22 protein-coding genes and 1 pseudogene are annotated in these 21,085 nt (G+C 71.7%); 17 read left to right on the top strand and 6 right to left on the bottom strand.

Annotated elements, in window-relative coordinates; all coding sequences use genetic code 11:
• Positions 1 to 61: 61 nt before the first annotated feature.
• From ACIQBL_RS06885 to ACIQBL_RS06860, 6 genes are all read left to right on the top strand, one after another.
• Positions 62 to 862 carry a slipin family protein gene (locus tag ACIQBL_RS06885; RefSeq protein WP_401937679.1) on the top strand — a complete coding sequence of 267 codons (801 nt, stop codon included), beginning with the start codon at positions 62 to 64 and terminating at the stop codon, positions 860 to 862.
• Positions 863 to 871: 9 nt separating this feature from the next.
• Complete coding sequence (locus ACIQBL_RS06880; protein ID WP_401937676.1) at positions 872 to 1,426, top strand: YbhB/YbcL family Raf kinase inhibitor-like protein; 555 nt, start codon at positions 872 to 874, stop codon at positions 1,424 to 1,426.
• A gap of 57 nt (positions 1,427 to 1,483) precedes the next feature.
• Positions 1,484 to 1,807: a hypothetical protein gene (locus ACIQBL_RS06875; RefSeq protein WP_401937673.1), complete on the top strand. Its 324-nt coding sequence runs from the start codon at positions 1,484 to 1,486 to the stop codon at positions 1,805 to 1,807.
• Positions 1,808 to 1,863: 56 nt separating this feature from the next.
• Entirely contained in the window at positions 1,864 to 2,709 is an 846-nt protein-coding gene (locus ACIQBL_RS06870) for a polysaccharide deacetylase family protein (protein WP_401937670.1), read from the top strand.
• 45 nt (positions 2,710 to 2,754) lie between these two features.
• Positions 2,755 to 2,898, top strand: a complete 144-nt coding sequence (locus ACIQBL_RS06865) for a hypothetical protein (RefSeq protein WP_401937667.1) — start codon at positions 2,755 to 2,757, stop codon at positions 2,896 to 2,898.
• 77 nt (positions 2,899 to 2,975) lie between these two features.
• Positions 2,976 to 3,734 carry a peptidyl-tRNA hydrolase gene (locus tag ACIQBL_RS06860; RefSeq protein ID WP_401937664.1) on the top strand — a complete coding sequence of 253 codons (759 nt, stop codon included), beginning with the start codon at positions 2,976 to 2,978 and terminating at the stop codon, positions 3,732 to 3,734.
• 332 nt (positions 3,735 to 4,066) lie between these two features.
• On the opposite strand, the gene ACIQBL_RS06855 is transcribed toward ACIQBL_RS06860, so the two are convergent.
• A complete protein-coding gene (locus ACIQBL_RS06855) occupies positions 4,067 to 4,705 on the bottom strand; it encodes a methyltransferase family protein (protein WP_401937661.1) in 639 nt (212 codons plus the stop codon).
• Positions 4,706 to 4,960: 255 nt separating this feature from the next.
• Here ACIQBL_RS06855 and ACIQBL_RS06850 point away from each other — a divergent pair, with 255 nt between their 5' ends.
• Positions 4,961 to 5,863 (top strand): DUF2236 domain-containing protein, encoded by a 903-nt coding sequence (locus ACIQBL_RS06850; protein ID WP_401937659.1) that lies wholly within the window; start codon positions 4,961 to 4,963, stop codon positions 5,861 to 5,863.
• 8 nt (positions 5,864 to 5,871) lie between these two features.
• On the opposite strand, the pseudogene ACIQBL_RS06845 reads toward ACIQBL_RS06850, so the two are convergent.
• Positions 5,872 to 6,485, bottom strand: a pseudogene (locus tag ACIQBL_RS06845) (IS5 family transposase).
• 194 nt (positions 6,486 to 6,679) lie between these two features.
• Between ACIQBL_RS06845 and ACIQBL_RS06840 the strand changes: the two are divergent.
• The 7 genes from ACIQBL_RS06840 to ACIQBL_RS06810 all read left to right on the top strand — a co-directional run bounded on the left by ACIQBL_RS06840 (position 6,680) and on the right by ACIQBL_RS06810 (position 13,908).
• Entirely contained in the window at positions 6,680 to 7,318 is a 639-nt protein-coding gene (locus tag ACIQBL_RS06840; protein ID WP_401937657.1) for a TetR/AcrR family transcriptional regulator, read from the top strand.
• 82 nt (positions 7,319 to 7,400) lie between these two features.
• Complete coding sequence (locus ACIQBL_RS06835) at positions 7,401 to 8,012, top strand: TIGR03086 family metal-binding protein (protein ID WP_401937654.1); 612 nt, start codon at positions 7,401 to 7,403, stop codon at positions 8,010 to 8,012.
• Positions 8,013 to 8,145: 133 nt separating this feature from the next.
• The gene (locus ACIQBL_RS06830) at positions 8,146 to 8,934 is read left to right on the top strand and encodes a DUF4142 domain-containing protein (protein ID WP_401937653.1); all 789 of its coding nucleotides are present in this window, start codon (positions 8,146 to 8,148) and stop codon (positions 8,932 to 8,934) included.
• 147 nt (positions 8,935 to 9,081) lie between these two features.
• The gene (locus ACIQBL_RS06825) at positions 9,082 to 10,389 is read left to right on the top strand and encodes a DUF692 domain-containing protein (RefSeq protein ID WP_401937651.1); all 1,308 of its coding nucleotides are present in this window, start codon (positions 9,082 to 9,084) and stop codon (positions 10,387 to 10,389) included.
• 114 nt (positions 10,390 to 10,503) lie between these two features.
• Positions 10,504 to 11,280 carry a DUF4142 domain-containing protein gene (locus ACIQBL_RS06820; protein ID WP_401937650.1) on the top strand — a complete coding sequence of 259 codons (777 nt, stop codon included), beginning with the start codon at positions 10,504 to 10,506 and terminating at the stop codon, positions 11,278 to 11,280.
• A gap of 118 nt (positions 11,281 to 11,398) precedes the next feature.
• Entirely contained in the window at positions 11,399 to 12,193 is a 795-nt protein-coding gene (locus ACIQBL_RS06815; protein ID WP_401937647.1) for a TIGR04222 domain-containing membrane protein, read from the top strand.
• A gap of 134 nt (positions 12,194 to 12,327) precedes the next feature.
• Entirely contained in the window at positions 12,328 to 13,908 is a 1,581-nt protein-coding gene (locus tag ACIQBL_RS06810) for an alpha/beta hydrolase (RefSeq protein ID WP_401937644.1), read from the top strand.
• A gap of 78 nt (positions 13,909 to 13,986) precedes the next feature.
• On the opposite strand, the gene hemQ is transcribed toward ACIQBL_RS06810, so the two are convergent.
• The gene (gene hemQ / locus ACIQBL_RS06805; RefSeq protein ID WP_043678366.1) at positions 13,987 to 14,718 is read right to left on the bottom strand and encodes a hydrogen peroxide-dependent heme synthase; all 732 of its coding nucleotides are present in this window, start codon (positions 14,716 to 14,718) and stop codon (positions 13,987 to 13,989) included.
• A gap of 4 nt (positions 14,719 to 14,722) precedes the next feature.
• On the bottom strand, positions 14,723 to 16,153 hold the full coding sequence (gene hemG / locus ACIQBL_RS06800) for a protoporphyrinogen oxidase (RefSeq protein ID WP_401937641.1): 1,431 nt from the start codon (positions 16,151 to 16,153) through the stop codon (positions 14,723 to 14,725).
• Positions 16,154 to 16,338: 185 nt separating this feature from the next.
• On the opposite strand from hemG, the gene ACIQBL_RS06795 reads away from it, so the two are divergent.
• Positions 16,339 to 17,292 (top strand): DUF4349 domain-containing protein, encoded by a 954-nt coding sequence (locus ACIQBL_RS06795; RefSeq protein ID WP_401937639.1) that lies wholly within the window; start codon positions 16,339 to 16,341, stop codon positions 17,290 to 17,292.
• 27 nt (positions 17,293 to 17,319) lie between these two features.
• The gene (locus ACIQBL_RS06790) at positions 17,320 to 18,720 is read left to right on the top strand and encodes an FAD-dependent oxidoreductase (RefSeq protein WP_401937636.1); all 1,401 of its coding nucleotides are present in this window, start codon (positions 17,320 to 17,322) and stop codon (positions 18,718 to 18,720) included.
• 6 nt (positions 18,721 to 18,726) lie between these two features.
• Here ACIQBL_RS06790 and ACIQBL_RS06785 read toward each other — a convergent pair whose 3' ends face one another.
• A complete protein-coding gene (locus tag ACIQBL_RS06785) occupies positions 18,727 to 19,053 on the bottom strand; it encodes a hypothetical protein (RefSeq protein WP_401937634.1) in 327 nt (108 codons plus the stop codon).
• A 126-nt stretch (positions 19,054 to 19,179) separates the two neighbouring features.
• On the opposite strand from ACIQBL_RS06785, the gene ACIQBL_RS06780 reads away from it, so the two are divergent.
• Positions 19,180 to 20,004 (top strand): rhomboid family intramembrane serine protease, encoded by an 825-nt coding sequence (locus tag ACIQBL_RS06780; RefSeq protein WP_401937633.1) that lies wholly within the window; start codon positions 19,180 to 19,182, stop codon positions 20,002 to 20,004.
• 6 nt (positions 20,005 to 20,010) lie between these two features.
• Here the strand turns inward: ACIQBL_RS06780 and hemE are convergent, their stop codons facing one another.
• Positions 20,011 to 21,078 (bottom strand): uroporphyrinogen decarboxylase, encoded by a 1,068-nt coding sequence (gene hemE, locus ACIQBL_RS06775; protein ID WP_401937631.1) that lies wholly within the window; start codon positions 21,076 to 21,078, stop codon positions 20,011 to 20,013.
• Positions 21,079 to 21,085: the final 7 nt, after the last annotated feature.

The raw sequence follows: 21,085 nt of genomic DNA, 5'->3' as shown, positions 1-21,085 counted from the left end.
AGCGGGCGCCGGGCATACCCTTGCAGGAGCAGACAAAAGGCCTCTCCGCTAGGGGGTCAGGATGCTCCAGGAACTGCTGGTGGCGGGCGCGGCGACCGGTTCCGCGTGCGTGGTCTACGTCGCCGCGGCGGCCAGGGTCGTCAAGCAGTACGAGCGCGGGGTCGTCTTCCGCCTCGGGCGGGTGACCGGCGAGGTGCGGGCACCCGGGTTCACCATGGTCGTCCCGTTCGTGGACAAGCTCCGCAAGGTCAACATGCAGATCGTGACGATGCCCGTGCCCGCGCAGGAGGGCATCACCCGCGACAACGTCACCGTGCGGGTCGACGCCGTCGTCTACTTCAAGGTCGTCGACGCGGCCGACGCGATCATCACCGTCGAGGACTATCGCTTCGCCGTCTCGCAGATGGCGCAGACCTCGCTGCGGTCGATCATCGGCAAGAGCGACCTGGACGATCTGCTCTCCAACCGCGAAAAGCTCAACCAGGGCCTGGAGTTGATGATCGACAGCCCCTCCATCGGCTGGGGCGTGCAGATCGACCGTGTCGAGATCAAGGACGTCTCCCTGCCCGAGACGATGAAACGCTCGATGGCCCGCCAGGCCGAGGCCGACCGCGAACGCCGGGCCCGGATCATCAACGCCGACGCCGAGTTGCAGGCATCCAAGAAACTCGCCGAGGCCGCAGCGCAGATGTCCGAACAACCCGCAGCCCTCCAACTCCGCCTGCTGCAAACGGTGGTGGCGGTCGCGGCGGAAAAGAACTCGACACTCGTACTCCCCTTCCCCGTCGAACTGCTGCGCTTCCTGGAACGGGCCCAGCCGCAGCCACCCCAGCCCCCTCCGCCGCCCGCCGTGGAGCAGTAGCGTGGCGCCATGCGCCCGAGGATCGTGATCGTCGCGGTGGCCGCCGCGCTGGGGAGCGTCGCCGGCTGCGGGGGCGACGCAGGCGGCTCCGCCGTGCCCACGCCGAGCGCCTCGCAACGGATCACCGTCACCAGTACGGCGTTCACCGAGAACGGCACCGTCCCGCGCCGCTACACGTGCGACGGCGAGGACGTGTCCCCACCCCTGACCTTCGCGGGCGTCCCGGCGAACGCCGGCGACCTCGTCGTACTCCTGGACGACCCGGACGCTCCGCACGGCACGTTCACACACTGGTTGATGTGGGGTGTGCCCCCGCAGGACACCCGCCTCAAGGCCGGAGAGTCGCCGCGGGGCGCGATCCAGGGCCGCAACGGCTTCAAGAAGGCCGGCTACGGCGGCCCGTGCCCGCCCAAGGGAGCCGCGCCCCACCGCTACGTCCTCTCGGTCTACGCCACCGACCGGAGGCTCACCCTCGCCGGCGACGCCTCACCCGACGACGTACGACGCGCCCTGACCGGCCACACCCTCGCCTCGGGCACGCTGACCGGCCGCTACGGGCGCTGACTGGCGGGGCCCGTACCCGCGCCGCGGGATCGAGGGAGCCGACCGAAGGGGTGTCCCATGGCCAAGAAGGGCGCGAAGCGCGAGAACGGGAAGAAGAGCCTCACCGAGCTGCTGCGCGTCCCCGCCGCCCACCCGGTCGACCTCTCCTCCTACGACGCCGCAGGCACCCCCGGCGGCCCCGCCGACAAGGCCGCCGGCCTCAAGGACACCGCCCGGATGGGCGAACACCTGGCCGACCTGCAGGAACGTCTCTGGGCCGCGAGCACGGCAGGCGACCGACGCCGCCTCCTCCTGGACCACCTGACGGCGCTGGATCCGCAGTATCCGAAGGGCGACTTCGATGGGGAGGAGTGCCGGAAGCGGCTGCTGGGTTCGGGCTGACGACTCGGTCCGTGTCGATGGGTGATTAGTCACTTTTATTCACCTATGTTCCTACGGTGATCATTCGAGTACGACGAGTCGCCGCCGCCTGTGCACTCGGCGCCGCGCTCACCGCCTGCGGGACCCCCTCGGCACCCCACGCCACCCGTCCGGCGCCCACCGCGCCCTCCGCCGCCGCCTCTTCGCGGCCCCCCACGCTCGCGCCCGGCCCGGCCGGTCTGACCCCTGTGTTCAAGAACGGTCCGCGGACGGACGGCAAGACCGTCGCGCTGACCTTCGACGCCGACATGACCGCCGATCAGGGGCCGCGCGCGGCGGCGGGCGAGCACTTCGACAATCCGCGGCTCATCGCCACGCTGCGGGCGCTGAAGGTGCCGGCGACCGTGTTCATGACGGGCCGGTGGGCCGACGAGTACCCGGCCGAGGCCCGTGCCCTCGGACGGGACCCGCAGTTCGAGATCGCCAACCATTCCTACAGCCACTACGCCTTCACCGGAGACTGCTACGGCCTGCCGACCGTGTCCCCGGACCGGATGAAGGCGGATGTGGAGCGGGCGTACACGGCGTTCAAGAAGGCGGGCGTGCCGAACGCGATGCCGTACTTCCGCTTCCCCGGCGGGTGTTACGACCGGCAGGCGCTGAAGGCGCTGAGCGCGGTCGGTGTCACGGCGGTGCAGTGGGACGTGGTGAGCGGCGACGCCTTCGCGACGGACTCGGACGCCGTGGCCCAGCAGGTGCTGGCGGGTGTGCGGCCAGGGTCGGTCGTCGTCATGCACTGCACGCGCAGCGCCGCCCCGGCGACCGAGAAGGCCGTCCGCATGATCGTGCCCGAGCTGCGGAAGAAGGGGTACCGGTTCGTGAAGGTGTCGGAGCTGATCGGGGCCACCGACAAGCACCGCTGAGGACAAGCACCGCTGACGTCCCCGCACTCCTCGTACGCTGGTCGCATGAGCGACGAAGAACCGGCGCCGGCGTACGCGGAGTGTGTGCTGTGCCGGCAACCGACGGAGTACCCGGAGTCGTACAAGGGGATCACGTTGTGCCCGGTCTGCGAGTGGCAGGAGGCGCAGCGCACCGCCTGTTCGGGGTGAGCTGCGTCCGACGCCCTCCGTCCTTCCGGTCCTCCCCGCGCCGGGAGGGCCGATCTTGCGCCTGGCAGACTGGGGGCGTGACCAGTGATCCCACCGTTCCCGGCGACGATGTCGACCCCTTCCGCAATGAGCCCACCGCGCGCGACGAGGCTCCGCAGTTCGTACTGCCCCTGGTCGTCCGGATCGAGCGGGACGCTCCCCCGGCCCGTACGGACGCGTTGGAGACGGCCGCCCGGGCCGTGCTGACGATCCTGAGCGACGAGCGGGCCGTCGGTGACGGGGAGTGGGCGCAGGTCATGCGGGACTGGCAGGACGCACGGATCCGGAAGGTGGTCCGGCGGGCGCGCGGGGCCGAGTGGCGGCGGGCCGAGGCGCTGCCGGGCATCACCGTGACCGGGAAGTCGGCGGAGGTACGGGTCTTCCCGCCCGTCCCGCTCGACGGCTGGCCCAAGGACCTGGCCCGGCTCCAGGTCTCCGGCACCGACCTCGACGACCCCGAACCGCCGGCCGACGCGGACCCGACGGCGCCGGTGCTCTGGCTGAACCCCGACCTCGACATGTCCGCAGGCAAGACGATGGCCCAGACCGGCCACGGCGCCCAACTGGCCTGGTGGGAACTGTCCGACGCCGACCGCACCGCCTGGCGCCGGGCGGGCTTCCCCCTCTCCGTCCGCACCGCCGCCCCCGCCCAGTGGGCCGAACTCACCAGCACCGAACGGCCGTTGGTCCGCGACGCGGGCTTCACGGAGATCGCCCCCGGACTGACCGTCGCGGTCGAGGGATACGACCGTGCGGGCGACCTGCCCGGCGACGGGGTACGACGACCGGTCGGCTGAGGTCGGACGTCGACCGGTCCACGGGGGGGGCAGGGGTCGACCGGTCCACGGAGGTCGGTTGTCGATCGGTCCGCTGAGGTCGCGCGTCGGCAGGCAGGCTGCATGCCGCGCCCGGCAGAAGCAGGACAGGGCAGGGCAGTACGGTGCCGTCGGCCGTGTGCGGGACGGGTTTCGCCTCGCCGGAGGCCACCGCGCTCAACCACCCGAGCGGCACGGCTGCGCACCATGACGGTCGGTTCCCTGCCCGGCGTCCGTGTGATCCCACGACCCCCGGAAGCCGCGCCAACTGTCGCTCCCGGGCCGGGGATTGCCCCCCCCTCCGACCGCCGGCCCTACCGACCGCCGGCCGCCCGAGGCCCGACCGGAACCGGTCGTGTCCACGGGATCAGTGCCGGGACACGGGCGCGGTAGGCCTCGTAGGACGCACCGAACCGGTCGGCCATCATGCCGTCCTCTGTGCGGACCCGGCGCAGCAGCCAGGGCACGGCGACGGCCAGGAAGACGATCCAGACGCCGAAGCCACAGGCCAGCATCCCGCCGAGGACCAGGCCGAGGAGGCCGGTGTAGATGGGGTGCCGCACTATTCGGTAGGGGCCCTCGGTGCGGAGTTCGTGATGGTCGTGGACCATCGGGATGCTGGCCCACATGACGCCCAGGACCCACCGCGCCCACAGCAGCAGAGCGGTGGAGGCCACGGCGAGCAGGGCGCCCAGGAGCGCCAGCTCGGGCTGCCAGTACTGGAGGTGGTGCCAGAAGGAATCCGGAGTGCACCTGATCAGCAGGGACAACGCGTAGGCGCCCGCGATCAGCAGAACCCGCCGGGGCAGGGTGCGGCGCAGGCCGTGCACCCAGCCGCCCAGCCCGGCCTCGCTCTTCACGCCGAAGTAGACGGCGCCCGCGATCCAGGCCACGACGAAGACCAGTACACAGCCGCCGGTGAGAGCGACGAGTGCGGAATGAAGTGAGCCCATGGCACAAGGCTGCGCCCTGACGGGAGCGGATCACCACCACCCACGGGCTGATTCGGAGGCTCCACCCCCGGGTGGAGATCCACACCCCACGGCCGGACCGACATGATCACGGACCAGCACGAATCACGGACCAGCACGGCTCGCGGGCCGCCACAGATCGCGTGACGCAGATCACGACGGATCATGGCATCGGGCAGCTCCGCCGGAGCGTCCCCCATCTGAAAGTCCGCGAGGGGGATACGAGGGGAACCGACAGTGCGCCGTGGGTACAAGTGGGTCGACCGCGAACTGGCCCGGATGGACCCGGACGCCGACTGGGAGCGGATGATCTCGCTCTACGTCGGCCACCGCGTCCCCGAGTTCGCGCTGGCGATGATGGTCTATCCGGGCACCATGCGCATGATGCAGCCGAGCTTCGGATCCGCCACGCTGGCCCACACCGCGAAGCTGGAGACGAGGCCACAGCGGCGTTTCGAGGACGGCAACACGTTCCTGATGGCCTGGATGGTGAACGGGTTGTCGAGCGAGGCGGGCCTCGGGGCGGCGGACCGGCTGAACCGCATCCACCTGGCCATCGCCCGCAGGACCCCGCACCTGCCCGGCAACTTCGACGACATCGACGACTTCGTCTATCCGCTGGTCCTGCTGGCCACGTTCGCCGACCGGCTGCAGACCTCGCTGGGCCTGCCCGGTACCGGCGAGCACATGAAGACCGCCTGGCATCACTGGGCGCGGACCCTTTTCCGCCTCCTGGAGCGCGAGTCCGGTCCGCTGGCCGGCGAGGCGTTCCCCGAGGACTGGGACGCGATGACCGAGTTCGCCCTGAAGTTCGACTCACGGCCGTACGAGGAGACGGAGTCCGGTCATCGCGTGGCGACGGCGATGATGGAGTTCTTCGCCGAGCGCTGGTTCCCCGCCCCCTTACGGCCGTTCGGCAGAGACCTGACCCGGTACCTCGCCGGCGAGCGGGTCTGCCGGCTCCACCGGATCGGCTGGCTCAGCCCTCGCCGTGAACGCGCTGTCCGCGTCTTCCTGAAGTCCGCGTTCCTCGTCCAGCGCCTTCTCCCCGACTACCGCAGACCGCTTCCCGAACGCCTACGGCAGACCCGGCGGACCGAGCGGACCGAGGGAACCCGGCGGTCCCGGCTCACCCGTTAGACCGTGTCCTACGTGGTGAGGCGGACGAACCGTTTGTAGCAGCAGAGGGCGGCGGCGAGTCCGAGGAAGGCCAGGCAGTTGCGGCGCTGGGGCTTGAAGTAGCGGCCTCGGTAGGGGTCGTGTCTCGTTTGGTGACCCTCGATCATGGGCTTGAGCCCTTCGCTGTCGTGGACGTTTCCGGCCGAGACGCCGACGAGGAGGGGCAGTCCGTTCGCGTCCGACAGGACGTGCATCGTGGAGCGCGGCTTGCCCCGGTCCACTGGGCTCGGGCCTGTGTGTTCGCCCCCTTTTCAGCCCTGACGTGGGCGGTGTCGAGGACGACGCGGGTGACGTCGATGAGTCCGGCGTCGTCGAGGCGGTGCAGCACGGTCTCGTGCAGGCGGCCCCAGACGCCGGCTCTCGACCAGATCAGGAAGCGGCGGTGTGCGGTCGACTTCGATATCCCGAAGCAGGGCGGCAGCCGGCGCCAGGCGCAGCCGCTGACCAGCACGTAGACGATCGCGGCGAACTGCGTCTCATCAGGCGTGTCCTGCGTTCCGCCGCCCCGCGGTCGCACTCGCGACGGCGGGATCAGCGGCTTCGCGATCTCCCACAGCCCGTCCGGAACAATCCAACTCCACATACCCCGCCCCGTATACGGCTCAACGTCCGCCTCACCACGTAGGACATGGTCCAAGGGCCTGTCCGGCGAGTCCTGCCGCAGACGCGGGGCTCACCGGCACCGATCAGGCACCGTCACTTGACTGCGACCTGATCCGCCGGACAGGCCCTACGCTGGCCCACCATGAGACCCAGCGCGGCGACAAGGACCAGGCCATGACACGACTCGACGGCCGGGTCGAGCGAGGCAACCGCACCCGCCGACTCGTCCTGCGCCGCACCGTCGACATCGCCTCCGTCGAGGGCCTGGAAGCACTCTCCGTCGGCCGCCTGGCCACGGAATTGCAGCTCAGCAAGAGCGGAGTGTTCGCACTCTTCGGCTCCAAGCAGGAGCTGCAACTGGCCACCGTGCGCGAGGCCGCCCGCATCTACACCGAGCGGGTGATCAGGCCCGCCGCCGAAGTCCCGGCCGGGGTGGGCCGGTTGTGGCGGCTGTGCGAGCTGTGGCTGGAGTACTCGCGGGGACGGGTCTTCCCGGGTGGCTGTTTCTTCTACGGGGTCATCGCCGAGTTCGACGCCAGGTCCGGGCCGGTGCACGACGCGATGGTCGGCGCACAGCGGGACTGGACGGCCCTCGTGGAGCGGACGATCACCGATGCCAGGGACGCGGGCGAGCTGCGCACCGACACCGACATACCCCAACTGGCCTTCGAACTGGTCGCGTTGATGGAGACGTCCAACGCGGTCTCCGTACTGCACGGCGAGGAGACCGCGTATCACCGGGCCCGCGTCGGCATCGCGGCACGACTGCGGGACGCGGCGACGAACCCTTCGACGGCCCCCCAAGTCCCCTGATCCACACGCCACTTGAACCGCCCGCCGCCTTCGGCCGAAAAACAAGTAGCACGATCGTTCGCACAGTTTTAGTCTCGAACCCATGACAGTCACCGGAACGGACATCGTCGAACTCGACCGGATCGCCGTGTACGAGGCTTTGCGCGTAGTGGAGTTGGCGCAGGACGAGGACTGGGAGCGGGACACCCCGTGCGCGGGATGGGACCTGCGGCGGCTCGTGGCGCACATGGCCGCGCAGCATCACGGGTTCGCCGCCGCCGCACGCGGCGCGGGCGGGGACAGGGCGTACTGGCAGGAGCCGCAGGACATGGGCGACCCGGCCCGGACGCACCGCGCGGCGGCCACGGCCGTCCTCGCCGCGTTCGCCGAACCCGGCGCCACCGAGCGGGAGTTCGCCCTTCCGGAGCTGGGTGCGAGCTTCCCCGGCGGGACGGCGATCGGCTTCCACTTCATCGACTACGTCGTCCACGCCTGGGACGTCGCCGCCGCGCTCGGCGTGACGGTGGACCTGTCGAAGGACGTCCTGGACATCACCCTGGTGGTCGCCCGGTTGGTGCCCACCGACCCGGCCGGCCGCGGTCCGGGATTCGCCTTCGCCCCACCGCTCGACGTACCGCCGGGAACCGACCCGCTCGACGAGACGCTACGGCTGCTCGGCCGGACGCCGGAACAGTGGCCCGCGAAGAGCCGCTGAACTCGCTTCCTTTGCACGCCCTTTGAGCAAAACTGCCCTCCCCTTGAACAAGGCGCCTTGCCCGCGCGTACCTCCTGGCACTCGCCAAGCGTCGACTTCTCCAACGACCAGTTGGTTTCCCCGGGAGGTTCCCTTGCGTCGTATCAACGGTACGGCTGTGCTCATCGCGGCGATCGTCGCCACCACCGGCGCGCTCGCGTTTCCCGTGTGGTCGTACGGCGACCGCGCGGGCACCGGTCAGGCGAACGTGGCGGCGGGCACCGTCAACACCCAGTGGGGGCCGCTGACGGCCGCCGACCGGGATCTCATCGTGCGGGTCCGGCTGGCCGGGCTGTGGGAGCTGCCCGCCGGTCAGCAGGCGATCGAGCGGGCGCCCAGCCAGGCGATCAAGGAGGCCGGCGACCATCTCATCGTCGGCCACACCGACCTGGACAAGCGGGTGCGGATCATCGCGGCCCAGCTCAACGTCGCGCTGCCCAACGTGCCGAACGAGCAACAGCAGGGCTGGCTGCGGGAAATGAGCGCGGCGACCGGCGCGGAGTACGAGTACAAGTTCGCCAACCTGCTGCGGGCCGCGCACGGCAAGATCTTCCCGGCCATCGGCGCCGTGCGGAACACCACCCGCAACTCGCTCGTGCGGCAGCTGGCCTCGGACGCCAACCAGACCGTGCTCGACCACATCACCATGCTGGAGAAGACCGGGCGGGTCGACTTCGACGCCATCGCCAACGAGATCGCGAACGCCTCGACCGCCAGCCCCACCGGCCCCGCCGCGCCGGTCCCCGGCCAGGTGGTTCCCTCGGCACCGGCCGCCGAGGCGAGCGGAAACATCGGCGCCACCTCGCGGCCGTCCCCGGCGGCCCCGGGCACGGTCAACACCGGCCGACCGGATCCGGTCGACTCGAACGGCGTGCTGGGGTAGCCGGCCGGTCCCATGCCCCGAACCTCAAATATTGCTCTGAAGGTGCCGCGGGCGGGGTTCGCCGCCCGGCGCGGGGGCGATACCTCCGTCACGCCGGAACAGCGGCCTTGTGGAGTTGACGGATTCACCGGAGGACGGGGACCGACGATGGAGCGACTGGGGACGGGCATCGGATGGCGGCCGGAGATCGCGGACGCCGTGGAACGCATGCCGGGCATCGACTGGGTCGAGGCCGTGGCCGAGAACGTCTGCCCAGGCCACCTCCCGGATGCGCTCCTACGGCTGCGCGAGCGCGGCGTGACCGTGGTCCCGCACGGCGTCTCCCTCGGCCTCGGCGGCGCGGACCGCCCGGACGAGGGCAGGCTGACGGCCCTCGCCGAACGGGCCGAGGCCCTGGGCTCGCCGCTGGTCACCGAGCACATCGCGTTCGTCCGCGCGGGCGGCCCGCTGACCGCCTCCCCGCTCCTCGAAGCCGGCCATCTGCTGCCGGTACCGCGCACCCGGGACGCCCTCGACGTGCTCTGCGAGAACATCCGCATCGCCCAGGACGCGCTGCCCGTGCCCCTCGCGGTCGAGAACATCGCCGCGCTGCTGGCCTGGCCGGGCGAGGAGATGACCGAGGGGCAGTTCCTGTACGAACTGGCCGACCGCACCGGCGTACGCCTCCTCATCGACGTCGCGAACCTGCACACCAACCACGTCAACCGCGGCGAGGACCCGGCCAAGGCCCTCGCCGAACTGCCCGTCGAGGCCATCGCGTACGTCCACGTCGCGGGCGGCGTCGAACGCGACGGCGTCTGGCACGACACCCACGCCCACCCCGTCCCCGCCCCGGTCCTCGCCATCCTCACCGACCTGGCATCCCGCGTCTCCCCGCCGGGGGTGCTGCTGGAGCGTGACGACAACTTCCCCGAACCGGCCGAGCTGGAGCGGGAGTTGAGGTCGATACGCGGGGCGCTGGTGAAGGGGCGGGCACGGCCCACGAGCGGTGCGCGGCCGGCCCGCGCCGCGGCCCCGGCCGCCGTACCGCAGGCCTCCGCCCCCGCCCGTCAGCGCGTCGCCCTCGCGCAGACCGCCCTGCTCTCCGCCCTCGTCGCCGGCACTCCCGTCCCCGACGGGTTCGACCGCGTACGGCTCGGGGTGCAGGCGCGGGCGCTCGGGGTGAAGCGGGCCGATGTCGTGGCGAAGGTGGCCCCCGAACTGCCGGAGATCCTCGGGGACGGGTACCGGCCGGCCTTCCTCGCCTACGCCCACACGCACCCGATGACCGGCGGTTACCGGCGTGACGCGCTGGACTTCGCCGGGCAGCTGCTGCTCGCGGGCGGGCCCGAGGACGCCGAGGCGCGGCGGGAGTTGCGGGAGTGGTGGCTGGAGCGTTCGGGGCCGGTCCCGCGGTCGACGCGGCCCGGGGTCCGGCTCGCCCGCGCCACGAGGCGGGTGCTGCTGCGCCGCTGACGGGTCGCGGTGGGGCTGACGAGGGGCCTTGGGAGGTGACGGTGACTCCACAGTAATATTGCGGTTCCGCACGAGAAGCGCACTCACGTGCGGTGCCGTCACAGGAGGCACCCCATGCGACCGCGACCCCCCGTCAAGGGCCGAGGCATATTCAGTGGCACCGGCGTCATCGTCGTGGGCCTGACCGCGACCCTGGCCGCGCTGGTCTTCCCGGTCTGGTCCTACGCCGACCGGTCCGGGACGACCGGCGCGAGCGTGCTCAGCGACCAGACCGTGGCGACACAGTACGGGCCGTTGTCGGCCCTGGACCGGGACTTCGTCACCAGGGTCCGGCTGGCCGGGCTGTGGGAGCTGCCGGCCGGCCAGCAGGCCGAGGAGAAGGGCACCACCGCGGCCGTACGGACGGCGGGGCAGCACCTCATCGACGGCCACACGTTCCTGGACGAGCGGGTGCGCGACGTCGCCGCCAAGCTCGGGCTGCCGCTGCCGAACCAGCCCAACGCGCAGCAACAGCAGTGGCTCGCCACCCTGAACGCGGCGCAGGGCGTGGACTTCGACCGCGAGTTCGCCAACATCCTGCGCCTCGCGCACGGCAAGGTGTTCACGGTGGTCGCCCAGGTCCGTGCGACCACCCAGAACTCCCTGGTCCGCGCCCTCGCCGACGACGCGAACACGACGGTCCTGGACCACATCAAGGTCCTGGAGGCCACCGGGTACGTCGACTTCGGCGAGCTGGCCCGGGACATGGCCGCGACGGGCGCGCCCGCTGCCACCAACTCCCCGGTCCCCGCCGTCGATCCCGGCCAGGTGGTCCCGCTGGCCCCGTCGGTCTCCCCCACCTTCACGCTCCCGCCGGCCGCGTCCAGCCCACCGCCGTCGACGCAGCCGTAGAGCGGGTTTCGGCCGTGGTTGGTTTCCGGACAACCGGAACGTCACGTACAGACAACGCTCCGTCCGGATTGTGAACAAGGCATGGCGTCGCACTGGGCCTTTGGCATAGAAATTTGGCATGTTCTGGGTCCTTCTCCTGCTCCTGGCCTGGGCCGTCGCGGGCACGGCCTGCACACGGCTGTGCCTGGCCGCCGTCAGAGCGGCGGCCGTCGACGCGGACGGCGTGGGCAAGGGACACGATCTGACGCTCTACGAGGCGGCGTTCCTGTCCGGCGGTCCCGCGCGGGTCGCCGATCTCACGCTCGTCTCCATGGCGCGGCAGCACCGGCTGCTGCTCGCCCACACCGGCTGGGCGACCGTCGTCGACCCGCGCGGCCGGGACGCCATCGAGCGGTCGGTGATCGGCGCCATCGGGCCCGAGGGGCAGTCCCGGATCGCCCCGGTGCGGGCCACCGCGGCGGCCACGGACGCGGTCCGCGACGTCGCGGACCGGCTCGTCGACGCGGGTCTCGCCGTACCGGACGGAAGCAGTACGACGGTCGCGGCCGGGGTGCGGCAGGTGCGGGCCGCCGCGCTCGTCGTGCTCGTGCTGGGCGCGACCGCGCTGTTGACGCCCGGGGCCGAGATGCCGCGCGGGCTGGTCGCGCTCTGGTTCGCGCTGCCGCTCGCCGTCACGCTGAGCTGTCTGGCGATCGCCCGGGTCGAGGTGCACCCGTACTCGCGCTGGGCCTCCCCGGCCGGACAGCAGCTGCTCGGCGCCCTGGCCCGGCACGCGGGCGGCGGCGCCGACGACCGTACGTATCTCACCTCCGTCGCCGTACGCGGTATCCGCGCGGTCGGCGAGCCGGATCTGCGGGCGGCCTTCGCGCATCGCGAGCAGTACCGCGAGCAGTTCGACATGTGGCGCCGCTGACCACAGCGTGAAAGCGCTCCAGGGGGCGCACAGGGGTCATTGGGGACGACACCGGCCCGATGGTGCTTGCCTTCGCCAACGACCGAACGAAACATCCCTTTTGTTGCTGCCGTGCTCCGAAGGGATACCCCACCATGCGAGCCGCCGCCCTGTACTCGGCCGCCGGGTCCTTGCTGCTGACCACCCTCGCCGCCGCCCCGGCCACCGGTGCCCCGGGCGCCGTCGAGTCGGCCGGCACCGCGCTGGCCGCCGCGCACGCCCGCGCGCGGGGCATCGACTTCGGGACATGCCCCGACGCGCAGGACCTGCCCGGCACCATGGAGTGCGGCACGGTCTCCGTCCCGCTCGACTACGCGCACCCCGACGGCAAGCAGATCAAACTGACCGTCGGCCGCGCCCGGGCCACCCACAAGGACCCGCACAACAGCAAGCGCAGAGTCCCCCGCCAGGGCTCCCTGGTCTACAACCCGGGCGGCCCCGGCGCCTCCGGCCTCTACTTCCCGCTGATCGGCATGCTCCCCGAGTGGAAGCGCATCGCGTCGGCCTACGACCTCGTCGGCTACGCCCCGCGCGGCGTCGACAACTCGGCGCCGCTGTCCTGCGTCGACCCCAAGCACTTCTTCAAGGGACCCTCGCAGTCGCCGGCCTACCCCTCGGAGTCGTACAAGAAGGAGCGCGTCGCGCAGGCCCAGGCCTACGCGCGCGGCTGTGCCAAGCGCTCCGGCAGCAAGCTCCGCTTCTACACCTCGCTCAACAACGCCCGCGACCTGGACGTCCTGCGCGCCGCGCTCGGCGAGGACAAACTGACGTTCATGGGCGCGTCCTACGGCACGTACTTCGGGGCGCTGTACGCGACGCTGTTCCCCTCGCACGTACGGCGGATGGTGTTCGACTCGGCGGTGAACCCCGACCCGGAGCAGATCTGGTACCGCGACAACCTCGACCAGTCGGCCGCGTTCGAGGGCCGTTGGGCGGACTTCCGGGAGTGGGTCGCCAGGCACGACGACGTGTACGGGCTCGGCGACACGGCCGAGAAGGTGCTGCTCAGCTACCGGAAGGCCGAGGCGCGGCTCGCCGAGAAGCCGGCGGGCGGCAAGGTGGGGCCGGCGCAGTTGCAGGGCGCGTTCCTGTCGGCCGGGTACTACGACGACTACTGGCCGCACCGCGCCGCCGCGCTGTCGTCGTATCTCAAGGGCGATCCGAAGCCGCTGATCCTGCAGGCCGCCTCGACGCCGGAGGCGGCCGTCGAGGCGGAGAACAGCAACGCGGTCTACACGGCCGTCGAGTGCAATGACGCGCCCTGGCCGACCGAGTGGGAGGTGTGGGACCGGGACAACACGCGGCTGGCGCGGGTGGCGCCGTTCGAGACGTGGGACAACGTGTGGATGAATCTGCCGTGCGCGTATTGGCCCGAGCCGCGTCAGCAGGCCCTCGATGTGCGCACGGGCCCGGGTGAACTCCCGCCGGTGCTGATCCTTGCCGCCGAGCGGGACGCGGCTACGCCGTATGAGGGGGCGCTTGAGTTGCAGCGGCGGTTGTCCGACTCGGTGTTGGTGACCGAGCGGGACGCGGGGACGCATGGGATCGCGGGTGGGTCCAACAAGTGTGTCAACGGGTATCTCGATGCTTACCTGTTGGAAGGGCGGTTGCCGGCTCGGCATGCTGCGTGTGCTCCGCATGCCGAGCCGGTTGCTGCGCGGCCAGGCAGTCGGTAAACCGCGGCCCGGTGGGGGCTGGTCGCGCCCACGCGGCGAAGCCGCATATCGACACTGCCCCGCGCCCCTTTGGGGCGCTTACGCCAGGCCTGCTACCAAGTCGCCGATGTCCTTGCGGCGGCCCGTGTAGAACGGGACCTCTTCTCGGACGTGCATCCGCGCCTCGGAGGCTCGGAGGTGGCGCATGAGGTCGACGATGCGGTACAGCTCGTCGGCCTCGAAGGCGAGGAGCCATTCGTAGTCGCCGAGGGAGAAGGAGGCGACCGTGTTGGCGCGGACGTCCGCGTAACCGCGGGCCATCTTGCCGTGGTCGGCGAGCATGCGGCGGCGGTCCTCGTCGGGCAGCAGGTACCAGTCGTAGGAGCGCACGAACGGGTACACGCTGATGTAGTTGCGCGGGGTCTCGTCGGCCAGGAAGGCCGGGATGTGCGAGCGGTTGAACTCGGCGGGGCGGTGCAGCGCCATGTTCGACCAGACCGGCTCCAGGGCGCGGCCCAGCTTGGTGCGGCGGAAGAGGTTGTACGCCTCCTGGAGCTGGTCGGCGGTCTCGGCGTGCCACCAGATCATGAGGTCGGCGTCGGCGCGCAGGCCCGACACGTCGTACGTGCCGCGGACGGTCACGTCCTTCGCGGCGAGCTGGTCGAACAGCTCCTGGACCTCGTCGGCGTATCCGGCGCGGTCCTCGGGCAGCACGTCCTTCAGCTTGAAGACGGACCACAGGGTGTAGCGGATGACCTCGTTGAGGTCCTTGGCCAGCTTGCCCTTGTTCGGGATACGGCCGGGCTCGGTGGTGGGGGCGTCGTCGCTCATGGGGCTATTCTCCCGCTCCGCCGGACGCGCTCGGCACCGGGTCACCGGTCAGCCGCTCCACGGCCGCGTACGCGCTCGCGATGGTCGCCGGGATGCCGACGCCGTCGTAGGCCGCGCCGCACACGGCGAGTCCTGGCAGCTTGCCGACGTGTTCGCGGACGCGGGCCACGCGCGCGTGGTGGCCCACCGGGTACTGGGGCAGGCCGTCCGTCCAGCGGGTGACGCGGGTCGCGACGGGCGTGGCGTCGAGGCCGGTGGCCTCGCGCAGGTCGTGCCGTGAGACGTCGACGAGGCCGGTGTCCTCGCGCTCCAGGATCGCCGTCTCGCCGTACCGGCCGACCGAGGTGCGCAGGACCAGCAGGTCCGGGTTCTCGTCGGCGATCCAGCCCCATTTCTGCGAGGCGAAGGTGGATGCCTTGATGGTGCGGCCGTCGACGGGGGGCACCAGGAAGCCGCTGCCTTCGGGGAGTTCGACCTCCGCGCGGCGGTACGCGAGGGTGACCAGGGCCATCGAGGCGTACTCGACGGCTCCCAACTCGGCTGCCGCGCCCGGTGCTTCGGCCCGCAGCAGCTCGGCGGCGACCGGGGCGGGTACGGCGACGATCACCCCGTCGGCGTCGAGCACGCGGTCGCCGGCGACGACCCGCCAGCCCGACGGCCCGGTCCGGCGCAGCTCCGTCACCGGTGTCCGGGTGAGGATCTCGGCGCCCCGCGCGCGCACCGACTCCGCGACGGCGAGCGGCAGTTGGCCCACTCCGCCCTCGATGCCCATGAAGACCGGGCCGGTCTGCTGTGCGGCGGCGGCGCGCTCCTGGATGCCCCGGACGGCCTCGGTGAGGGAGTCATGGGTTCGCGCGGCCTCGAACAACTGCGGGACCGCTGCGCGCATCGAGATGCGGTACGCGTCGCCCGCGTAGACCCCGCCCAGGAGGGGCTCGACGAGGCGGTCGACGACTTCCCGGCCGAGGCGTGCCGCCACGTACGCGCCGACGGCCACGTCGTCGCCGACCTCCGTGCGGGGCAGGTCGGCGTCCCGCTCGATGCGGTGCAGGCCCTCGTCCGAGAGGACTCCGGAGAGGGCGGAGGCGGTGCCGGGGACGCCCATGACGTGGCCCTTGGGCATGGGGCGCAGGGCACCCCGGGTCCAGATCGACGCGGTGGCGGTGGCGGGCGGCTGGAGGCGGTCGGTGAGGCCGACCTCGCGGGCCAGCGCCACGGCCTCGGGGCGGCGGGCCAGCATCGACTCGGCGCCGAGGTCCACGCGGGCGCCCGCGATCTCGCCGGGCAGCAGCTTGCCGCCGACCCGGTCCGACGCCTCGACGACGGTCACGCGCACGCCTCTGTCCAGCAGCCGGTGAGCGGCGGCCAGCCCCCCGATCCCGGCGCCGATGACGACGACATGCCCTGTGCCCGTACGAGTCTCCACTTCGCGCATGCCCCCAGCCTCTCAGACCCCACTGACAGTCCGGCTGCGGGCCGGTGTCCCGCCCGTTGTCCGGCCCGTTGTCCGCTGCGAGTCCCGACCGTGACCGCATCGGGACCGTGCGCCGCCAACGTTCCGCCCGGCCCCGGCGTCGGAGTTGCGTCAGTCGTCACGACGATCATCGGGGGTACCGCGACATGCGCGCACACCACTCCATACGCCCTGTCCAGGCCCTGGCCGGCCTTCTGCTCGCCTCGGCGCTCGCGCTGGCCGGGTGCAGCGGCGGCGCGAACGACAAGAGCGCGAGCGGCGCCGCCGCCGACAAGGCCGTCGCTCCGGAAGCCCGGCAGGAGGGCGCGTCGGGCAGCGGCAACGCCAGGAACACCAAGTCCGTGCCCCAGCTCACCGCGAGCAGCATCATCCGTACGGCCTCGCTGTCCGTGCGGGTCAAGGACGTACCGAAGGCCCTCGACGAGGCCCGCACCACCACCGAGAACGCCGGCGGGTTCGTCGGCGACGAGACGACCACCCGCGACGGCCAGGGCCACGAGCGGACCCGGGTCGTGCTGCGGGTGCCCACCGACAAGTACGACGAGGTCCTCACCGACCTGGAGGGCACGGGCAAGCTCCTGGACCGCACCGCGAAGGCGCAGGACGTCACCGACCAGGTCGTGGACGTGGAGAGCCGCATCACCTCGCAGCGGGCCAGCGTGGCACGCGTGCGTGAGCTGATGGACCGGGCCACCAAGCTCAGCGATGTGGTGGAACTGGAGGGCGAGTTGAGCACCCGCGAGTCCGACCTGGAGGCGCTGCTCGCCCAACAGGCCTCCCTGAAGGACCGCACCAGCCTGGCCACCATCACGCTGTCCCTGTCGCAGACCCCGGTGGCGAAGGCCGCCGCGAAGGACGGCACCCCCGGCTTCGTGGACGCCGTGGCGGGCGGCTGGCACGTCTTCGTCACCATGCTGCGCTGGATCGCCCTCGCGCTCGGCGCGGTGCTCCCGTTCGCGGCCGTGGCGGCGCTGGCGCTCGTCCTGTGGCTGCGTCTCGTACGGCCGCGTCGGGCCGCTGCCGTCCCGGCGGCGACCGGGGTGGGCCCGCTGTCGGCGGCCCGGCCGGTGCGCGAGGAGGAGCAGGGCGGGCAGGACTGAAATCATCGGCCCCCGTAGCGTGTTCGCATGGACATGAGCCGTGCGAGGGGTACCCGGGAACGACTGGTCGTCATCGGAGGCGACGCCGCAGGCATGTCCGCGGCGTCGCAGGCCCGCCGCCTCAAGGGGCCGGACGAGCTGGAGATCGTGGCCTTCGAGCGGGGCCACTTCACGTCCTACTCGGCGTGCGGGATCCCCTACTGGGTGGGCGGTGATGTCGCCGCTCCGGAGGAGTTGATCGCCCGTACGCCCGAGGAGCACCGGGCGCGTGACATCGACCTGCGCATGCGGACCGAGGTCGTGGAGATCGACGTCGCGGGCGGGCGGGTACGCGCGCGTGACGTCGATTCGGGGACGGAGTCCTGGACGTCGTACGACAAGCTCGTGATCGGGACCGGGGCGCGGCCGATCCGGCCGGACATGCCCGGGGTGGACGCCCCCGGGGTGCACGGGGTGCAGACGCTCGACGACGGGCAGGCGTTGCTCGACTCGCTGGCACGCACGCGTGGGCGTCGGGCGGTGGTGGTCGGGGCCGGGTACATCGGGGTGGAGATGGCGGAGGCGTTCGTCAACCGCGGGTATGACGTGACCGTCGTCAACAGGGGCAAGGAGCCGATGTCGACGCTCGACCCGGACATGGGCCGGCTGGTGCACAAGGCGATGGAGGGCCTGGGCATCACCATGGTCAACGACGCCCGGGTCACCGAGCTGCGCACCGGGGACGACGGGCGGGTGCGGGCGGTGGTCACCGAAGACGCGGAGTATCCGGCGGACGTCGTGGTGCTGGGGATCGGTGTCCGGCCGGAGACCTCGCTCGCGAAGGCGGCCGGGCTGCCGCTCGGGCAGCACGACGGGCTGCTCACCGACCTGGCGATGCGGGTGCGCGGGCACGAGAACATCTGGGCCGGGGGCGACTGCGTCGAGGTCCTCGACCTGGTCTCCGGGCAGGAGCGGCACATCGCCCTGGGGACGCACGCCAACAAGCACGGTCAGGTCATCGGCACCAACGCGGGCGGCGGTTACGCCACCTTCCCGGGGGTGGTCGGTACGGCCGTGAGCAAGGTGTGCGACCTGGAGATCGCCCGTACCGGGCTGCGCGAGAAGGACGCCCACCGCGCGGGGCTGCGGTTCGAGGCGGTCACCATCGAGTCGACCAGCCGGGCGGGCTACTACCCCGCGGCCTCCCCGATGACGGTGAAGATGCTCGCCGAACGCCGTACCGGCCGTCTCCTGGGCGTGCAGATCGTCGGTCGTGAGGGCGCCGCCAAACGTGTCGACATCGCGGCGGTCGCCCTCACGGCCCGTATGACGGTGGAACAGATGACGGCGCTGGACCTGGGCTACGCCCCGCCGTTCTCTCCGGTGTGGGACCCGGTCCTGGTGGCGGCCAGAAAGGCGACCGCCAAGGTCCAGGCCGGCCCGCGCTGACGCCGCCTACGCCGTCCCGTTGATGCGGTCTATGGCCTGCCGTGCCTGCTCGGCCGGCGGCCTGGCCGGCAGCGAGGAGACCGACGCGCTCGGCATCATCGCGGCGGGCTGTGCCCCCGCCCCCGCCGGCTTCGCGTGGGCGCCGAGCGCGGTGGAGCGCAGCCGGTTGCTCACCGCCTCGTCCAGGGTCACCGGCCGCTGCATCTGCGCGGCGAGCCGGCCCGCTTCCTGACCGAGCCGGGCGACGTCCTCCCAGGGGAGGCGCACCACCAGGGAGATCTCGGCCTCGCCGTCCGGCGTGGCGGTCATCTGAGGAGTAATTCGGTCGTTCATCGCCTGTTCCTCACGTCGTCCCCGCGACACGCCTTCCCCGCACCGCGGGCGGTTGAGGAGTCATACGCACAGGCGGACGGCGGTGTTCACCGGTTCGCCGCGCGTATCGGGGGGCACTAATCCCTTGTGGTCATCCCCGTCCATGACGTGAACCCGGTGCGCCGCACCCCCTGGGTGACGTATGCGCTCATCGCCGCGAACGTGCTCGTCTTCCTGTTCACCCCCGGGATGGCGGGCTCCGTGGCGGGCGGCAGCGACCTCGCGCAGCTGTGCCATCTCCAGGCGTTCCTGGACCACTACGCGGCCGTACCGCGGGAGTTGATCCACCACCAGATGCCCCGGCTCGTACCGACCGGCGCCGTCCAGGCCGGCCCCGGCGGCGCGGGCTGCGCCGTCGGCCCGCCGGCCTACGACAAGTCGGCCCCGCTGAGCGTCCTCACCGCGATGTTCCTGCACGGCAGCTGGATCCACCTGCTGGGCAACATGCTGTTCCTGATGATCTTCGGCAACAACGTCGAGGACCGCATGGGCCACATCCGCTTCACGCTCTTCTACGTAGTCTGCGGTTACGCGGCGGGCTACGGCTTCGCGCTGCTCAACGCGGACTCCGGCGACCCGCTGATCGGCGCGTCCGGGGCGATCGCCGGTGTGCTGGGCGCCTATCTGGTGCTGTACACGAAGGCCCGGGTGTGGGTCCTGGTGCCGTTCCTGTTCTTCCTGCCGCTGCGCCTGCCGGCGTGGCTGGTGCTGGGCTTCTGGTTCGTGCTCCAGGCGTTCTACTCGTCCGGCGAGGGCGTCTCCGGCGCGGGCACCGTGGCATACGCGGCACACGTCGTCGGCTTCGTCGCGGGCATGCTGCTGGCCTGGCCGCTCAAGGCGGGCACGCCCCCGCCGCCGGAACCGCGCGGCCTGCTGTTCGGCAGGCGGGCACGGCCCCGGCACACGTGGTGAGCGCCGTCAGCGGGCCGTCCGGGTGTGGACGTACTCGACGAGCCGGGTGAGCGAGTCCGGGTCGGTGGACGGCATCACGCCGTGCCCGAGGTTGAAGATGTGGCCCTCCAGACCCTTCGCCGCATCGAGCACCTCGCGGGTCTTGGTCTCGACGGCCTCCGTGGAGGCGAACAGGACGGTCGGGTCGAGGTTGCCCTGGAGCGCCTTGCCGGGGCCGACACGGCGGGCGGCCTCGTCCAGCGGGACCCGCCAGTCGACGCCGACGACGTCCGCGCCGGCCTCGCCCATCAGGCCGAGCAGCTCGCCGGTGCCGACGCCGAAGTGGATGCGCGGGACGCCGTAGCCCTCGACGGCCTTGAAGACCTTGGCGGAGGCGGGCAGCACCGAGCGGCGGTAGTCGGCCGGGGCGAGGGCGCCGGCCCAGGAGTCGAAGATCTGGACGGCGCTCGCACCCGCCTCGATCTGGACCTTGAGGAAGGCGGCCGTGATGTCGGCGAGGCGGTCGAGGAGGTCGGCCCAGAGTTCAGGGTCGCCGTACATGATCGCCTTGGCGTTCTCGTACGTGCGGGACGGGCCGCCCTCGATGAGGTAGCTCGCGAGGGTGAACGGGGCGCCGGCGAAGCCGATGAGGGGGGTGGAGCCCAGCTCGGCGGTCAGCAGGCCGATGGCCTCCGTGACGTAGGAGACGTCGTCGGGGGTGAGGTCGCGGAGCCGGGCCAGGTCTGCGCGGGTACGGATCGGCTTCTCGACGACCGGGCCGACGCCGGGCTTGATGTCGAGGTCGATGCCGATGGCCTTGAGCGGGACGACGATGTCGCTGAAGTAGACCGCCGCGTCCACGTGGTGCCTGCGCACCGGCTGGAGGGTGATCTCGGCGACCAGCTCGGGGCGCGTGCAGGAGTCGAGCATCGCGATGCCCTCGCGCGCCTTGTGGTACTCCGGCAGCGAGCGCCCGGCCTGCCGCATGAACCACACGGGTGTGTGCGGTACGGGCTCGCGCCTGGCCGCCTTCATGAAGGCGGAGTCGTAAGTGGCGGTCTGCTGCTGGCCCACGGGGCTCTGGTTGGCACTCACGGGGCAA

Origin of the sequence: Streptomyces sp. NPDC088350 (genome assembly GCF_044753545.1) — a bacterium.
Classification (GTDB): domain Bacteria; phylum Actinomycetota; class Actinomycetes; order Streptomycetales; family Streptomycetaceae; genus Streptomyces.
This window is presented reverse-complemented; position numbering and strand designations above follow the sequence as displayed.

Excerpts from the sequence above, each read along its gene's own strand:
- ACIQBL_RS06790 (WP_401937636.1), top strand. The coding sequence starts at position 17,320 with ATGGACATGAGCCGTGCGAGGGGTACCCGGGAACGACTGGTCGTCATC.
- ACIQBL_RS06840 (WP_401937657.1), top strand. The coding sequence starts at position 6,680 with ATGACACGACTCGACGGCCGGGTCGAGCGAGGCAACCGCACCCGCCGA.
- ACIQBL_RS06855 (WP_401937661.1), bottom strand. The coding sequence starts at position 4,705 with ATGGGCTCACTTCATTCCGCACTCGTCGCTCTCACCGGCGGCTGTGTA.
- ACIQBL_RS06795 (WP_401937639.1), top strand. The coding sequence starts at position 16,339 with ATGCGCGCACACCACTCCATACGCCCTGTCCAGGCCCTGGCCGGCCTT.
- ACIQBL_RS06815 (WP_401937647.1), top strand. The coding sequence starts at position 11,399 with ATGTTCTGGGTCCTTCTCCTGCTCCTGGCCTGGGCCGTCGCGGGCACG.
- ACIQBL_RS06865 (WP_401937667.1), top strand. The coding sequence starts at position 2,755 with ATGAGCGACGAAGAACCGGCGCCGGCGTACGCGGAGTGTGTGCTGTGC.
- ACIQBL_RS06835 (WP_401937654.1), top strand. The coding sequence starts at position 7,401 with ATGACAGTCACCGGAACGGACATCGTCGAACTCGACCGGATCGCCGTG.
- ACIQBL_RS06825 (WP_401937651.1), top strand. The coding sequence starts at position 9,082 with ATGGAGCGACTGGGGACGGGCATCGGATGGCGGCCGGAGATCGCGGAC.
- hemG (WP_401937641.1), bottom strand. The coding sequence starts at position 16,153 with ATGCGCGAAGTGGAGACTCGTACGGGCACAGGGCATGTCGTCGTCATC.
- ACIQBL_RS06885 (WP_401937679.1), top strand. The coding sequence starts at position 62 with ATGCTCCAGGAACTGCTGGTGGCGGGCGCGGCGACCGGTTCCGCGTGC.
- ACIQBL_RS06820 (WP_401937650.1), top strand. The coding sequence starts at position 10,504 with ATGCGACCGCGACCCCCCGTCAAGGGCCGAGGCATATTCAGTGGCACC.
- hemQ (WP_043678366.1), bottom strand. The coding sequence starts at position 14,718 with ATGAGCGACGACGCCCCCACCACCGAGCCCGGCCGTATCCCGAACAAG.
- ACIQBL_RS06785 (WP_401937634.1), bottom strand. The coding sequence starts at position 19,053 with ATGAACGACCGAATTACTCCTCAGATGACCGCCACGCCGGACGGCGAG.
- ACIQBL_RS06810 (WP_401937644.1), top strand. The coding sequence starts at position 12,328 with ATGCGAGCCGCCGCCCTGTACTCGGCCGCCGGGTCCTTGCTGCTGACC.
- ACIQBL_RS06875 (WP_401937673.1), top strand. The coding sequence starts at position 1,484 with ATGGCCAAGAAGGGCGCGAAGCGCGAGAACGGGAAGAAGAGCCTCACC.
- ACIQBL_RS06880 (WP_401937676.1), top strand. The coding sequence starts at position 872 with ATGCGCCCGAGGATCGTGATCGTCGCGGTGGCCGCCGCGCTGGGGAGC.